At 73.1% G+C, this 15,227-nt stretch carries 7 protein-coding genes; 2 read left to right on the top strand and 5 right to left on the bottom strand.

Annotation, left to right across the window (positions count from 1 at the left end):
* Window positions 1-145: 145 nt before the first annotated feature.
* Window positions 146-2,383, bottom strand: coding sequence for a penicillin-binding protein 1C (pbpC, locus tag VF632_RS12305; protein ID WP_331023191.1), 2,238 nt, complete (start codon window positions 2,381-2,383; stop codon window positions 146-148).
* The gene (locus VF632_RS12300) at window positions 2,380-8,112 is read right to left on the bottom strand and encodes an MG2 domain-containing protein (RefSeq protein ID WP_331023190.1); all 5,733 of its coding nucleotides are present in this window, start codon (window positions 8,110-8,112) and stop codon (window positions 2,380-2,382) included. Before VF632_RS12300 ends, pbpC begins: the two co-directional genes overlap by 4 nt.
* An 875-nt stretch (window positions 8,113-8,987) precedes the next feature.
* Between VF632_RS12300 and VF632_RS12295 the strand changes: the two genes are divergently transcribed.
* On the top strand, window positions 8,988-10,970 hold the full coding sequence (locus VF632_RS12295) for a TonB-dependent receptor plug domain-containing protein (RefSeq protein ID WP_331023189.1): 1,983 nt from the start codon (window positions 8,988-8,990) through the stop codon (window positions 10,968-10,970).
* A gap of 34 nt (window positions 10,971-11,004) precedes the next feature.
* Here VF632_RS12295 and VF632_RS12290 read toward each other — a convergent pair whose 3' ends face one another.
* Complete coding sequence (locus tag VF632_RS12290; RefSeq protein ID WP_331023188.1) at window positions 11,005-12,555, bottom strand: retropepsin-like aspartic protease; 1,551 nt, start codon at window positions 12,553-12,555, stop codon at window positions 11,005-11,007.
* A 700-nt stretch (window positions 12,556-13,255) separates the two neighbouring features.
* Between VF632_RS12290 and VF632_RS12285 the strand changes: the two genes are divergently transcribed.
* Window positions 13,256-13,783, top strand: a complete 528-nt coding sequence (locus VF632_RS12285; protein WP_331023187.1) for a GrpB family protein — start codon at window positions 13,256-13,258, stop codon at window positions 13,781-13,783.
* A gap of 224 nt (window positions 13,784-14,007) precedes the next feature.
* Here VF632_RS12285 and VF632_RS12280 read toward each other — a convergent pair whose 3' ends face one another.
* Both VF632_RS12280 and VF632_RS12275 read right to left on the bottom strand, forming a co-directional pair.
* On the bottom strand, window positions 14,008-14,445 hold the full coding sequence (locus VF632_RS12280; RefSeq protein ID WP_331023186.1) for an OsmC family protein: 438 nt from the start codon (window positions 14,443-14,445) through the stop codon (window positions 14,008-14,010).
* 191 nt (window positions 14,446-14,636) lie between these two features.
* The gene (locus tag VF632_RS12275; protein WP_331023185.1) at window positions 14,637-15,176 is read right to left on the bottom strand and encodes a cupin domain-containing protein; all 540 of its coding nucleotides are present in this window, start codon (window positions 15,174-15,176) and stop codon (window positions 14,637-14,639) included.
* Window positions 15,177-15,227 lie beyond the last annotated feature (51 nt).

Genomic DNA, 15,227 nt, shown 5'->3' with positions numbered 1-15,227 from the left:
AGATGCCGCACTGCAGCTCGCTCTGCTTGGCGCTGACGCCCTTCTTGCCCGGGCACGCCTGGCCGAACGCGAACACCCAGTTTCCGCGAATACCGCTGCGCATTGCATGCTCCGGCAGTTCGTAGTCACGCGTTCGGCCATCTCCCTACCGTCCCTCCACCACCACGCGCACCTCGTCCCAGTCGCCGGAGGGGGCGATGGCGCGGATGGTGTGCGGGCCCGGCTCCAGGCGCCAGCGCTCGCGCGGAAGCTCGCGGCCGTCCACGAACCAGCGCACGGGCCCTGGGCCGCCCGCCGCGTGCAGCGCGACCGTGGCGTAGCGCGCATCCACGCCCACGGGCACCTCGTAGCGGTCCCCGTCGCGCGGGGCCAGGATGCGGAACGGCTCGTCGCCCCCCAGCGACGCCATCACGCCCAACCGCCCGCGCTGGCCCGCGGCCCATTCGGCGTACTCGGCGGGAAGGGCCACGCGGCCGCCCCGCTCCCAGTCGTCGGCGCGCGCGGGCCCGGTGCCGGGGATGAACCACTCCACCTTGGATACGCAGCCGGGGGTGGCGCGCAGCCCCGAAAGGCGGCAGACGCGCACCGGGACCAGCCCCGCCTCTTCCGGCGTGGGAAGCGCGCCCGGCGCGTAACGGCTGGCCGTCGCCAGGACGGCGCGGTACAGCAGCGGCCCCGCGCCGGTGACGCCGCTGACGCCTTCCATCGGCCGGCCGCTGAAGTTGCCCACCCACACCGCCACCGTGAACCCCTGCGTGACGCCAACGGCCCAGTTGTCGGTAAAGTGCCGGCTGGTGCCCGTCTTGGCCGCCGCGGGAAAGGGAAAGTCGAAGGGCGTCTCCACGCCGAAGCCCGGCGTGCGCGCCTCCGCGTCGGAAAGCACGTCCAGCACCAGCGCCGCCGCCCGCGCCGACACCACCCGCTCACGGACGGTCCCCGGCTCGCCCGGGGCGGCGGGGCGCCACCGCCAGGGCGTCCACTCGCCGCCACGCGCGAAGGCGCGGTAGCCGTTGGCCAGCTCCAGCAGCGTCACGTCGCCGTTCCCCAGCGCCAATCCCAGCCCGTAGTGCGAGGCGCTGCGGGAAAGCGACGCGAAGCCGGCGCGATGGAGCGTCCGCAGCACGGGGTCCACCCCCAGCCGGGCCGCCAGCTCCACCGCGGGCACGTTGTACGAGCTGGCCAGCGCCTCGCGCATGCGCACCGGCCCGCGAAAGCGGCGGTCGTAGTTCTGCGGCTTGTACGGCCCCAGGCTCGTCGAAAAGCTGCGCGGCACGTCCGGCAGCACGGTCGCCGCCGTGTGCCCCCGGTCGAAGGCCAGGGCGTACAGGAACGGCTTGAGCGCCGAACCGGGCTGGCGCGGCGAGACCACCATGTCCACCTGCCCCGCGCTGGCCTCCCAGAAATCGGGCGAGCCCACCCAGGCCAGCACCTCGCCGGTCTCGTTGTCCAGCACCACCGCCGCCGCCTGCCGCGCCCCCCGGTCCGCCAGCGCGCGGACGGTGTGGCGCACCTCCGCCTCCAGCAGCGCCTGCAGCTCCGCGTCGAGCGACGTGCGCCAGGCGCCGTCCAGCGGCCGGCCCTCCGCTTCCGCCATCTGCAGCACGCGGGTGGTGAAGTGCGGCGCCAGGAACGGCGCGGCCCGCCCCACGGGGAGCACGGGCTCCTCGCGCGCGCGGGCCACCTCGTCCGCCGTGGCGTAGCCCAGCGTCCGCATCCGCTGCAGCACCACGTTGCGCCGCGCCCGCGCCCGCTCGGGTGAAACCAGCGGGTTGTCGCGCGAGGGGGCGCGGGCGATGCCGGCCAGCAGCGCCGCCTGCCCCAGGCTCAGCTCGCGCGCCGAGGCGCCGAAGTACAGCGACGATGCCGCGGAAACGCCTACGGCCGCCTGGCCCAGGGGAACGCGGTTGAGGTACTGCTCCAGGATGGCGCGCTTTTCCAGGTGCGCGTCCAGCCGCAGCGCCCACACCGCCTGCCGTGCCTTGCCGCCCCAACTGCGGGGGAGTGGACGAAGCAGCCGCACGGTCTGCATGGTGAGCGTCGACGCGCCCGCGCGCCGCCGCCCGCGCAGGTTGTCGCGCATCGCGCGGCCGACGGCGCGCGCATCCACCCCGGGGTGCGCGAAGAAGCGGTGGTCCTCCGCCGCCAGGAACGCCTGCACCAGCCGGGGGTCCACCTCGTCCATGCCCGTCCATCCCCCGCGGCTCCCGTCCGGCGAGCGGGTGGCCCGCAGCAGCATGCCGCCGCGGTCCTGGATGGCCAGCGCGGGCACCGGCGCCGGGCGCGCGAACTCCGCCGGCAGCGGACGCGCGATCCATCCCGCCGTCCCCAGCACCGCCGCCAGCGCCGCCACGGCACCCGCCATCCACCGCGCGCGCCTCGTCACGGCACGGCGGGGGTGATGATGAAGGCGCCGCCGCCGCTGCGGCCGTGCACGCCGGGGTTGTACATCTCTTCCGCGTGCGCCGGGGCCATGGTGAAGCGTCCGGCCGTGGTGGCGCGCGCCAGGTACGTCGCCGTGTACGACCCCTTCCACAGCCGGCGGGCAAAGAAGAGCACGCGGTCGTCGCGGATCTCCCGGTGGTCGAACGCCGACCACAGCCCCGCATCCCAGCTGCCGTAAGACCACGCCGAGACGAGGCCCTCGTCCTCCCCCTCGCCGCCCTCGGCGAAGGCGTCGATCGCGAACGGGCTGACGGTGCGCAGGCTAAGGTCCACCGCCTCCAGTCCCGCGGGGAGCGGATCGTCCAGGATCACCATCTGCCGGTCGTCGGGAACGGTCAGCCGCAGCCGCACGCGCACCACCTGGCCCTCCACCACGCTGGTGATGGGGCGGCGGGTGTCGAGCGTCTCGTACCAGCGCTCCACGGCGATCCCCCGGTCCAGCGGCGTCGCCGTGGGCCGCGACACCACCTCGCGCACGGAGACGTGGTAATAGACGGGCGGGCCGCCGCTGGGCGCGTCCAGCGACAGGCGCAGCGCCCGACGCCCGTCCGGCAGGGTCGTCAGCAGCCCGGCGAGATCGGGCACGGTGTCGCCGCGCTCGCCGTGGCGCGCGCGCGTTTCGACGCGCGTCCGCTCGCCCACGCGCAGGCGGACGCTGCGCTCCGTCGCGCCGCGCTGCGTTTCCTGGAAGCGGAGCAGCGCCAGGACCGCGGCGCCGTAGTCCTGCGTGTTCCAGGGCTCGCGCGCGTCGGCGCGTCCCTCCTGCACCAGCGTCTCCACCAGCGCGCCAATGCCCGGGTGCTCCGGCTGCACGGCCAGCGTGGCCGTCAGCAGCCGCGCGGCGGGGCGCACGCGGCTCGCGAAGTAGAAGTCGCGGCGGAAGGCGCTGGCCGGCAGCACGGCGCGCGTGCCCCGGATCTGCACGCCGTCCCATGCCGCCGTCACCAGCTGCCGCGCGGGCACCGTGGCGCCGCGCCGCATCAGCATCTCCGCCAGCGACAGGCGGTCTTCCCACGACAGGCGCGCGGCCTGGCCCAGCAGCTGGTTCTCCGCCGGAACGTTGGGCTGGCCCAGGCGGCTGAGGAAGTCCGCCGCGGCCAGCCGCTCGCTAAGGACCGCCTCGAGCCGCTGCTGCGTGGGGTCCAGCACGGCGCGAATCACCTCCGGCTCGCGAAGGCTGGCCTCCAGGTAGCGGCCCATCCGCGCGAGCACGGTGTCGCTCACCTCCACGCCCGCCCCGCGCGCCTCCAGCATCACCCGCCCCGCGTACGCCGTCAGCCAGGGCGACGTCCATCCGCGCGCATCCCACAATCCGATGCCGCCGTCCGCCCGCTGCCTGCGCCCGAGAATCGCCACGACCGCGGCGATCCGCTGGTGCGCGTCCGCCGGCACGGCGCCCTCGCCCAGGTCGGCGCGGGCGCGGTAGAGGCCGATCAGCGGAAGCACGCCGCTGGAAAGCTGCTCGGTGCATTCGTACGGATACAAATCCAGCCGCCGCCCGTACGCCCGCACCAGCGACAGCGGCGACGTGCCGAAGCCCAGCTCCACCCGCGAGCGGGCGGGATCGGCCTCGGGGGCCAGGATGAACTCCACGGTCGCCGTGTCACGCAGCACCCCGGACGACGTCTGCACGACGGGGCGGTTGGCGGGGTGGATGGGAATGCGCACCTGCACCGCATCGGCCTCGCCGCCCCCGGTCACCCCGAAGCGGAAGGTGGCGCTGTCCCCCAGCACGGGCGCCTGGAACCCGAAGCGCGCCTCCGCGCCGCGCCCGGCCACCAGCGTCACGTCGCGCTGGGCCACGCCGGACATCGTCACGCCGGTTGCTTGCACGGTCACCCGCGCGTTCACGGACCGGCCGAAGCGATGGTTGACCACCACGCCCGCCGTGAACTCGTCGCCCTCGCGCAGGAAGCGCGGGAGCGCGGGCCGGGCGATCAGCGGGCGCGTCGCCAGCAGCGGCGACTGCCCGGAGCCGTAGCGGTCGCCCGCGGTCACCGCGACGGCCATCACCCGGAAGGTGGTGATGTTGTCCGGCAGCCCGCCCGTGACCACGGCCTCGCCATTGGCGTCCGTCACCACCGATCCCACGAAGAACGCGGTAGGACGGAAGCGCGAGCGGAGGATGCCCGTAAGGTCCTGCCCGCCGGAGCCGCCGGGATTCCGCGTGCCCTTCTGCCCCTCGGGCACCTGCGGCGCTACGGCCACCAGGTTGCTCCCCAGCCGCATTCCCACGCCGCGCGGCTGGTAGAGCAGCTCCAGCGGGTCCGGCGTCTTGTAGCCGGTAAGCGAAAGCACGCCCTCGTCCACCGCCCACAGCGTCACCTCGCTCACCTGTCCGCGCCCGGCGCCATCGCGCACGCGAACGCGGATGCGGGCGCTGTCGCCGGGGCGGTACTCGGGCTGCAGCGGCGTCACCTCCACCGCCAGCCGCTTGACCTCGGGCGTCACCCGCAGCTCGGCGTAGCCCACGCGCAGCGTCGGCCGGCCGGGATCGTCCACGGTGCCCGGCGGCGCGCTGCGCCCGCGCACCACGATCACCGAGACGAAGGCGTTGGGCGCGAACCCCTCGGTGATGGGAATCTTGAGTGTGTGCGTGCCGGAGGTGATGCGGATGCGACGCTGCTCCAGCACCCGCTCGCGCTCCACAGTCACCCACGCCTCCGCCTCGGTGAAGGGCGAGGCGATGAGCACCGTGGCCGTGTCGCCCACCGAGTAGCGCTGCTTGTCGGGGACCACGTCCATCGAGAACTTGCCCTCGTCGTTCCACGGCACCCAGTCGCCGCCCACGGCCCAGCGGGTGAAGGTGGTCCGCGCCTGCCGCCCCTGCGCGTCCGTCGCGGTCAGCGAGACGGTGTAGGTGCCGCCCGCGCGGGGGGTGAAGGCGCAGGTACCGGGGGTCCTCACGACGCACGTGGCCACCGTGTCCGACACCCACTCGCCCACCTCGTCGTACATCCCGCCCCGGTTGCGGCGCACGCGGTGCCACTCGCGGCGCACCACCGCGCCTGTGACCGCCACACCGGCGACGGTGCGCCCGTCCGGACGGATGGCCGTGACGCCCACGCGCACGGGGGTGCCGGCGGACCAGAAGTAGCCGGTGCCCTCGGGCCGGGCGCCCACGTAGAACTCCGCGGGATGGACGAGGACGGAGGCGACGCCCGCGACAACCTGCCGGTTGGCGTCCGCCACCTCGGCGACGACGCTCACGCGCACGGGGCGGCCCTTCGGCAGGGCCGGGAGCGCCACGTCCAGCTCGCGGTATCCCCGCGCATCCAGCGTATCGACGCCGCTGGCCAGCACCACGGCGTCTTCCCACTCCTCGTCCCACCACTCGCCCGTGTCGCCCAGGTACCACCCCTCGGTGCCGGGAATCTCCAGCTCCCACGGCGACGCGGGCACCTGCCGGGCCGACCAGCGCACCGGCGCCCGCCCCATCGGCGCGCCGAACAGGTAGCGTCCGCCCACGGTGGCCCGCAGGCGCTGCCCGGCGAAGCGCGGCTCGGGGGTCGTGGCGACTTCCACCAGGAACTCCGGCGGGCGGTACTCGGCCACCTGGTAGCTGGCGAAGCCCACCTGCCGCCACTCGCGATCTCGGTGCAGCAGGATCTGCACGCCGTAGTCGCCCAGGGCCGCGTCGGCGGGGAGGCGGAAGGTGTGGTCCGCCGTGCCGAAGCGGCTGAGGGGGACGGTCCGTTCGCGCAGGGGCTCGCCTTGGCGGTCCGTAAAGCGCCAGCGAATCGAGTCGCCGGGGGCGGGCGGCGCCAGCGAGCCCAGCGGACCGTGGCGGATGATGGCCTTTGCGTAGACGGGTTCGCCAGGGCGGTAGATGCCGCGCTCGGTGAAGACGGCGCCGGCGGCAGGCGCGCGCTCCTCGCCCCAGGCGCCGTACTGGCCGAACTGATAGGGTGACAGGTCCGGATCGTACTCGCTGATGCCCACCACCGCGCGGTCCGCCCCGCTGCGCGCGGCCACGTACCCCTCCACCGGCGGCGCAGACGGACACTCCGCGCCCTCCGCGCAGGTCTCGTTTCGCCGCGGCGGCAGGGGGCGGAAGCCGGTGAGCGTGGCGATCCCCCGCTCGTCCGTGCGGCCGGTGGCGCGTACTGCGCCGGACCCGTCGTGAAGCGAAACCTCCACCCCGCCCCGCGCCTCGCCGCCCTTCACCCCCGTCACCCAGACGACGGCCTGGTCCACCCCCACGCGGGCGTGCACCGCCAGGTCCGTCACCTGCACCAGCGCCACGGGATGGCGGCCGTCCAGGCTGTCGACGCCCCTGCCGCTCACCTCCACCAGCATCATGGTGCCGCTGGCGCCCCGCCGCGCATCGGGCGTGGCCAGGGCCACGCCGGTGACGGAACTGCGGTCGCGCTCGTTGCGCACGGGAATGCGGCGCCGCTGCGCGCGCGGGGCCAGCGTCGTCCACACGTCGTTCCATCCGCCCCACCCGTTGCTCAGCAGCCGTCCCTCCAGCGTGTCGGGAACGGGGACGATGCGCACGTCCAGCGTATCGACGTTCACGTGCTGCACCGCCAGCGTGCGGAAGCCCTCGCGCTCCACGACCAGCTTGCCGTGGGGATGCACGACGGAGGGCGGAACGCCGGGGGTGGTGAACGCGATCCGGCGCGCGGCGCCCAGCCGCTGGCCGAAGATGTCGGTCAGCTCGGGATCTATCGTGATGGTGTAGGCGCGGCGGGGCGCCAGCCGCCCTTCCAGCGTCCAGACCGCCCGCTCGACGCTGGTGTCGCGGACGGTGAACGGCCGGTCGCGGTCCAAGTGCACGTGGCGCAGCACCTCGGCGCCGCTTACAGGGGTGGAGAACTCGATGACCGCCGGGCCGTAGTGGCATCCGCCGCTGGCGGGGCAGCCGCCCTTCACCACGCGCAGGGGGCCGTACGTGGCGAAGGGCCAGCGCAGGTCGTCGCCCGCGTCCTCGTCCGTCCCCGCGGGAAGCACCAGCGCGGCCGAGCACCCGGGCGGGAGCGGCTGCGCGGGGGCCAACTCCACCACGCGCCGCAGGTCGTCGGCCGCGTCGTTCCCCGTGGCGCCGAAGTACCGCAGCCACTCCGGGTCGTCTTCGCCGATGGGCCGCGCGCCCACGCCGCGCAGGGCCACGCGCGACACGCCGCCGCAGGGCTTTTCCATCGCCACGTGGCTGGCGGCGGCCAGCGCGCCGGGCTCCACGGCGCTGCTCACCAGCACGAAGAAGCGCGGCTCCCGCTCCAGGAACTGCGGCGCGGCGTGCGGGCCCACGGGGTAGCCGGTGAGGACCGTCGGTCCACGCACGCGAAAGGAGAAGCGGTGGGGGCGCGGCAGGCGCGCGCCGTCCATCGCCGCGAAGTCGTTCGCGATGGTGACGGTGTACGTGGTGCCGGGGCGAAGCGGCGCGGCCGGAGTGAAGCGCAGCGTCACGGGGTCGCGCCACTCGGCCTTTCCTGGAACGGCCGGCTCGATGCGGAAGAGCGATTCGGCGCTGACCATCTCCTCCAGGCCACCCGCCACGGGCCGGTCGAAGGTGACGGTGACCACGTCGCCGGGCTGGGCGGCGGAGTCCGGCGCCGTCCGCAGCACGCCCAGCACCGGGCCGGTCTGCCACGAAGACTCGGCGCGGAGCACGAACACGCCGGTAAGCCCGGCGAGCACGACCAGAAGGGTGGAGAGCCGGCGCATTTGTGGGGAGGACGGGAGGGTGGGACGCTGGACCTGCGCGAGATCAAGATAGTGCGCGAATCAGCGCGCGGAACAGGATGTTCATGGCCGGGCCGGGGCACCGTGCTCTGACTCAGGAATCGCACGCTCTCGCATCGCGAAGCCAATCTGTCATCCAGAGGCCCGGGCGCACCGGGCCGGACCGTAGTACATACCGGGCAGGGCCGTGGGATCTGGCTGCGGATGCCTCTCCGCTTGGGCGCGGCAGCGGCACGGAAACCTGAGCCTCGGCCTCCTCGGGCGAATGAATTCGCGGCAACGACCACACGAAGTCCACCTTCGTGGACTGGCCTGCTGTCCTGTGGCCTCTCCAACGGGGCGCGCCCGAACTGGTTTCACTCCGCTGTCGCGAACGAGCTGCGCAGGAATTGCGCGCTCTTGCATCGCAAAGACAAATCTGTCATCCAGGGGCCCGAACGCACTGGACCGGCCCGCAGTACATGCTTCGCAGGGCCGTGGGATCTGGCTGAGGCAACGTCCCCGCTTGGGCGCGGCAGCGGCACGGAAACCTGAGCCTCGGCCTTCCCTGGCGGGAGCCCCCAGGCCCAGGCCCGGGCCTGGGCCTCCCCTCACAGGAATGCCCCCAGGCCTCCTCGGGCGAATGAATTCGCGGCAACGACCACACGAAGTCCACCTTCGTGGACTGGCCTGCTGTCGTGTGGCCTTTACAACGGGGTGCGCCCAAACTTGTTTCACTCCACTGCCGCGAACGAGCTCACAGTTGGGCCGTGCGGCGTCCGCTGGCGCGGGATTCGCGCGATGGTATACGCGACGTTCGAAGCTCTCGTTTCACCCCGCTGCGCCGCATGCACCGCGTCCCTGCTTCCGTTCCCATCGTGCCTCACGCATTTGTCGCCCGGCGCCGGCTCGCCCAGCTCGCGGTACGCATCGCCGCGGTGCTCGCCGGGCTTCGCGCAGGCGCCGCGGCGGCCCAGGAGCGTCCCGACACCGTGGGCACGGTCGGGCTGAAGGCGGTGGTCGTTTCCGTGCCGGCGGCGGCCTCCGTGGTGGGCGGCGCCAGCGCGATCGTCGCGGACGCGGACTCGCTCGCGCTTCCGGCCGCACCCACGCTGGCACAGGCGCTGCGCCGGATTCCATTCGTCGGCGTGCGCGAGAACTCGCGCGGCGAGGTGGAGCTGTCGGTGCGCGGCTCCGAGTCGCGCCAGGTAGCCGTGGTGATGGACGGCGTCCCCATCTCGCTGACGTGGGACGGGCGAGCGGACCCCTCGCTGGTCCCCGCGGCAGGGCGGCTGGTACTGGTGCGGGGGCTGGCGTCGCTGCTGCACGGCCCCAACACCCTCGGCGGCGTGGTGCAGGTGCGCTCTCCCATCGGCGGCGCCCCGCCCACGCTGCGCATGGGCGCGGACCACGCGGGCGGGGTGTCGGCTTCCGGGCAGGCGGGCGTGTCGACGGCGGTGGGGGGCGGCAGGGTGTCGCTCTCGTCGTCCGCCGGCGTGCGGCGGCGGCCGGGGCAGCCGCTCCCCTCCCCCGTGAGCGACTCGGGCGCCGCGGGCGGGCTGCGCGCCAACAGCGACTTCGAGCAGGCGCAGGCGTACGTCGGCGCGCGGGCGGAGGGCGGCGCGGGCGCGTGGGCCGGCGCCTCGCTGAGCGTGCTGCGCGGGTCGCGCGGCGTGCCGCCGGAGCTGCACCTGCGCGAGCCGCGGCTGTGGCGCTACCCGGCCACCTCGCGCTCGCTGCTGGCGCTGTCCGCGGGCGGCCCGGCCACCTGGCCGGCGCGGGTGGAGGCGAGCGTGGGGGTGGATGCCGCCGCGACGGAGCTGGAGCAGTACGGCGACCTGTCGTACGACGCCGTCGAGGCGCGGGAGCGGTGGCGGGATGGCACGGTAACCCTGCGGACGACTGCGGAGCACGCCGCCGGGGCGCACGCCACCCTCCGGTACGCGTTCACCCATGCGGACATCCGGCACCGCGAGCGCGTGGACGACGATCCGTTCGCGCGGTATCGCCAGCGCCTGTGGAGCCTGGGCGCCGAGGGCGAGGTGGCGCTGGGGGCCGTTCAGCTGACCGGGGGCGCGGTGATGGACGCGGCCGACACCCCGGAATCGGGAGACAAGCCTGCCCTTCGCCCCCTGCGGGCGGTGGGAATGCGCGCCGGCGTGAGCGCGCGGCCGGGCGGCTCCGTGCGCCTTCACGCCTCCGTCAGCAGCCGCGCCCGCATCCCGTCGCTCCGCGAGCTCTACTCGGGATCGCTCGGGCGGTTCGAGCCCAACCCGGGGCTGCGCCCGGAACGGCTGCTGGGCGTGGAGATGGGCGTCACGGCCGCGATCGGGCCCGTGGACGTGCAGGGCGTCGCGTTCCGCCACCACCTGTCGGACGCCATCGTCCGTACGGCGGTGGGCGGCGGGCGGTTCCGGCGCGAGAACCGCGACCGGATGCAGAGCACGGGCGTGGAGCTGCTCGCCACCACCCGCCATCGCGCGCTCTCCCTTTCCGCCGACCTGATGCTGCAGCGGGTGCACATCCACGACCCCACCGCGCCCCAGGGGCAGCGGCGGCCGGAGAACATTCCCTCCGCACGGGCCGGGCTCGACGCGCGGCTGGACCTGCCGTGGCGCCTGCGCGCCCGGAGCCGCGCGTCGTACGTGGGCGCGCAGTGGTGCCTGCACGCCGAAAAGGAACGGATGGTCCGCCTGAAGGACGGGACGCGGCTGGACGGTGGGGTGGAGCGCGAGTGGGGGCGCGTGGCCAGGATCAGGCTGACGCTGGACGTGGAGAACGCCACGGACGCGGCCCTCTACGACCAGTGCGGCCTCCCCCAGCCGGGCCGCACGCTGCGGTTGGGGGTCGAGCTGGGCTGATCCGCCGGAAGCCATCGACGCCCGTGCGGCCGCGTCAGCCGCCGGGCAGTGGCACGAAGGCGACGCGCCGGTGCGGATAGTCGAACACCGCGGTGAACGGCGCCATCAGCCGCCGCCCGATGTTTCCTGCCGCGCCCTCGCGGCTCAGCCCTTCCAGGCGGAACCCCGCGCGAACGTTTTCGAAGCGGCGTCCCCCCAGCTCGATCCATTCCACCGTCCCGACGTGCTCGCGGTAGCTGCCGCCCGCTCCCGACGTGGTCACCGCGATCGTGTCACGGCCCTGGAGCAGGTTCTCCTGGCGGATGTACGGGCCATAAAGCGTCAGGCTGCCGCTGTGTCCCGTGTCGAGCTGGTACAGCCCCGTGCGGCCGCCCTCGATGCGGGTGTACACGGCGGGGGTCAGGTCGATGTAGCTCATGGGCTGCCACTGCGCGCCGGGGGACAGGGCGTAGCCGCGAGGATCGAACAGGGCGATGTGCTCGCCGTCGCGCGCGAACTCCACGACGGCGCGCGCGAACACCGGATAGCCGATGACGCCGGCCCGCTTTTCCCCGGGAGGCGCGTTGTTCTCGGACAGGTCCAGCGCCAGGTACACCGGGTCGCGAAAGGTCAGGCGCCCCAGGCGGAACGTCTTGCCGCGCCGGAGGGTGCCCTCGCGCACCCGCCCGTCGGCGCCCATGGACCGCGTGCGCCCGATGACCGGCATCCCCAGACGGTCCGCCAGGGCCACGTCGATCTGCATGCCGTCGGAGCCGGAGTCGAAGTGGAACCACCCCGCCTGCTCCCCGTCGATCTCCGGCTGCACGTAGTAGTGGCCGGGCGAGTTGGGGCCGAACGGAACCCCGCCGCGCGTGGGGACCGCGGCGGCGACAGACGCGTCGAACTCGTGGTCCGCCGGGAGCGGCGGCACGATGAAGCGGACCGAGTCGCCCGGGGCGAGCGGCGCGGCGCGCACCACCCGGTGCTCCGCGGTGTCGCGGTACGCGGTGCGGGTCGCGAACGCGTAGTGCCGCCCCGCGACGGGGCGCCAGTCGTCGTAGTCCACGGTGTAGGGGCCCCGCTCGTATTCCACGACCAGCCTCCGGACCCGCCAGGTGCGCCGGTCCACGAACGCGGTGGCGGGCACCAGGCCGCCGCGGGCGCGAAAGCTCACGGCCACCGTGGAGTCGTCCGCCAGCTCCGGGGCAAGGCGCCGCTCGAACGGCGCCTCCCGCTCCGCCCACCAGCCGCCGCGCACCCACAGCGGAATGCCCAGCTTCTCGCGCAGCCGCTGCGGAACCGGCGTTGCCATCCCGGTGCGGTCGATCTGAAAGGCGAACTCCCCGTCGAAGCCAAGGGTGTTTCCGCTCCGCACCCGGCCGCCCGCGCCGAAGGCGGCCACGCTGGTGTCTGCCGGGGCGCCGGCCTGCGCTTCCGTGAGCACCACGCCCGCCGCGGCGCTGCCCTGCGCTCGCCGCACGCGCTCGAGCACGTCGGCAACGGTCAGCGGCGCGGGCGGCGTCCGGGTCCGTGCCGTGGAGGGGGCGCAGCCGGCGAGAACGAGAAGAATGAGCAGGGCCGCGCGGCGGCCGGAATGGCACTTCATGGGGATTCGTCCCGCGAAAGGTTCTGCCCGCCGGCCGGACATCGGCCTGCCGGGCTACCTCACGATAGACCGGACCATTGCCCGTTCGGTTGCAATCGGCTTCCCGCGTCATCCCACGCCTCTTGCATCGCGCAGCCAATCTGTCATCCAGAGGCCCGAGCGCACTGCTCCGGCCCGCAGTACATGCTGTGCAGGGCCGTGGGATCTAACCGCGGACACTTCCCAGCCTGGGCGCGGCAGCGGCACAAATACCCGGGCCTCGGCCTCCTGGGGCGAATGGTTTCGCGGCAACGACCACACGAAGTCCACCTGCGTGGACTGGCCTGCTGTCGTGTGGCCTCTGCAATGGGGCGCGCCCGAACTTGTTTCACTCCGCTGCCGCAAACGAGCTGCGCAGGAGTTGCGCGCTCTTGCATCGCGAAGACAAATCTGTCATCCAGAGGCCCGGGCGCACTGCACCGGCCCGCAGTACACGCTGTGCAGGGCCGTGGGATCTAGCCGCGGACACTTCCCGGCCTGGGCGCGGCAGCGGCACGGAAGCCCGGGCCTCGGCCTCCCCGGGCGAATGAATTCGCGGCAACGACCACACGAAGTCCACCTGCGTGGACTGGCCTGCTGTCGTGTGGGTTCCGGAACAGGGCGCGCCCCGCTCTTGTTTCAAGCCGCTGCCCGAACCAGCTACACGCGAGATACCTGGATCATGAAGAAAATAGAAGTCGTTCCGCACGATCCCCGCTGGCGAGATGCGTTCGACGCGGAGGCGAAGCACATCGCCGCCGCGCTGGGTCCGAATCTCGTCGCCATCCACCACATCGGCAGCACGGCGATTCCCGACATCTACGCCAAGCCCGTCATCGACCTGCTGGTGGAGGTCGATGACGTGGAGGCGATCGACGCGCGAAGCTCCGCGATGGGGTCGATCGGCTACGAAGTGATGGGCGAGTTCGGCATCCCGGGCCGCCGCTACTTTCGAAAGGACGACCAGCATGGAACCAGGACGCACCAGGTCCACGCGTTCCAGGCCGGCTCAGGGGAGGTGCAGCGCCACCTGGCGTTCCGCGACTACATGATCGCCCATCCCGCGGAGGCGCAGAGGTACAGTGAGCTGAAGCGGAAGCTGGCGGAGGATTACCCGTGGAGCATGGACGGGTACGTGGATGGCAAGGACGGCTTCATCAAGGAGATGGACCGCAGGGCAGCGGAGTGGCGCGCCTCGTCTTCCAGCTAGGGTGAACCGGCGGGCGGCGGTTTCCAGTGTGCCGCTCGGGAACGGTCGCGACCAGCGATCGGATCGGCGCGAAGGAGCGCCGATCCTATCGTCTGCGCTCCGGCAAGCACGCGACGACGGGCGTGCAACACAGCCGAGGGCACACGAGAGCGTGCAGTCCACGAAGGTGGACTTCGTGTGCTTGTTGCAGCGAATTCATTCGCCCGCGGGGCGGGTCCCGGCGATCAGGACGCGAGCTGGGCGTCGAGGGTGATCTCGGCGTTCAGCACCTTGGACACCGGGCAGCCGGCCTTCGCCGCCAGGGCGAGCTCCTGGAAGTGTTCCGCGGAGATGTCCGGAACCTTGGCGCGGAGCTCCAGGCGCACGGCGGTAATCGTCCAGTGCACGCCCTGGCTCTCCATCGTCAGAACCGCCTGCGTGCTCAGCTCCTCGGGGGGAAAGCCGGCGCCGGTGAGCTGAAAGCTGAGCGCCATGTTGAAGCAGGCCGCGTGCGCCGCGGCGATCAGCTCCTCCGGGTTGGTGCCCGCGCGGCCGTCCTCGCTCTGGAACCGCATGGAGGTGGAATACGGCTGGTCCTTCAGCGCCCCGCTGAACGTGCTGATCGTTCCGGAGCCCTCGGCCCCGGTGCCGTTCCATACCGCACTGCCTCTGCGCTTGAGCATTTCGTCCGTCCCGGTGGTGACTGGGTGTGTGTCTGGCTGGATGGAAAGGATCCAGGGTTCAGTGACGGCGAGCCTCGGAGCAAAACGCGCTCCCGGCCGGACGCCGCTGGCGTGGGAGGTTTCACGGGCGAGAAACCGCCCGGCTCACGTCTGTGGCCGGGCGCGTCTCATTCATCGGCGGCTGGCGGCGCTCATCGGTACACCATGTGGTGACGGCGATTCAGCGCGGCGAACTCCTCGGCCGTAGGCGGGGGCCTGGAGTCACCCGGGGCGCGTCCAATCCCCCGGAAGTAGTCACCCGTGGAAGGGTCCGCGAAGATGGCGAGGAACGTGGCCGGCTCGCTCCCGGTGTTCTGGACACCGATCCACGTATCCGGTGGAATGAACACCGTGGCCCCGGCTCGTGCCTCGCTCTGCCGGTCGCCCAGCGTCACCGTGACCGTTCCCGCGTGGATGAACAGGATCTCCTCGTCGTGCGTGTGACGATGCACCGGCACGCCGGTCCCCGGGGGCAGCACCTCCGTAAGCATGAAGAGGTGGCGGGACCCGGCAACCTTCGGATCGACTTTGATCAGCGTCGGAGACTGGCGCCGGCCCAGGTAGTACAGCTCGCCCTCGTCGGCCGCGAGAATCGTCTCACCGCCCGCCGGAGCGGGAGCCGGTGGTATAGCGCGGGTACAGGCAACGGCGGCGGCGAGCACGCCTGCGCAGCCCAGGATCGCGTAGCGCATGGGAGACCTCGAGGGTGCGGGGATCACGGCGGGGTTGGCCAGGCACCCTGT

Source organism: Longimicrobium sp., from assembly GCF_036388275.1.
In the GTDB taxonomy this organism is placed as follows: domain Bacteria; phylum Gemmatimonadota; class Gemmatimonadetes; order Longimicrobiales; family Longimicrobiaceae; genus Longimicrobium.
Note: the sequence above shows the minus strand (reverse complement) of the source record. Positions and strands in the feature narration are given on the sequence as shown.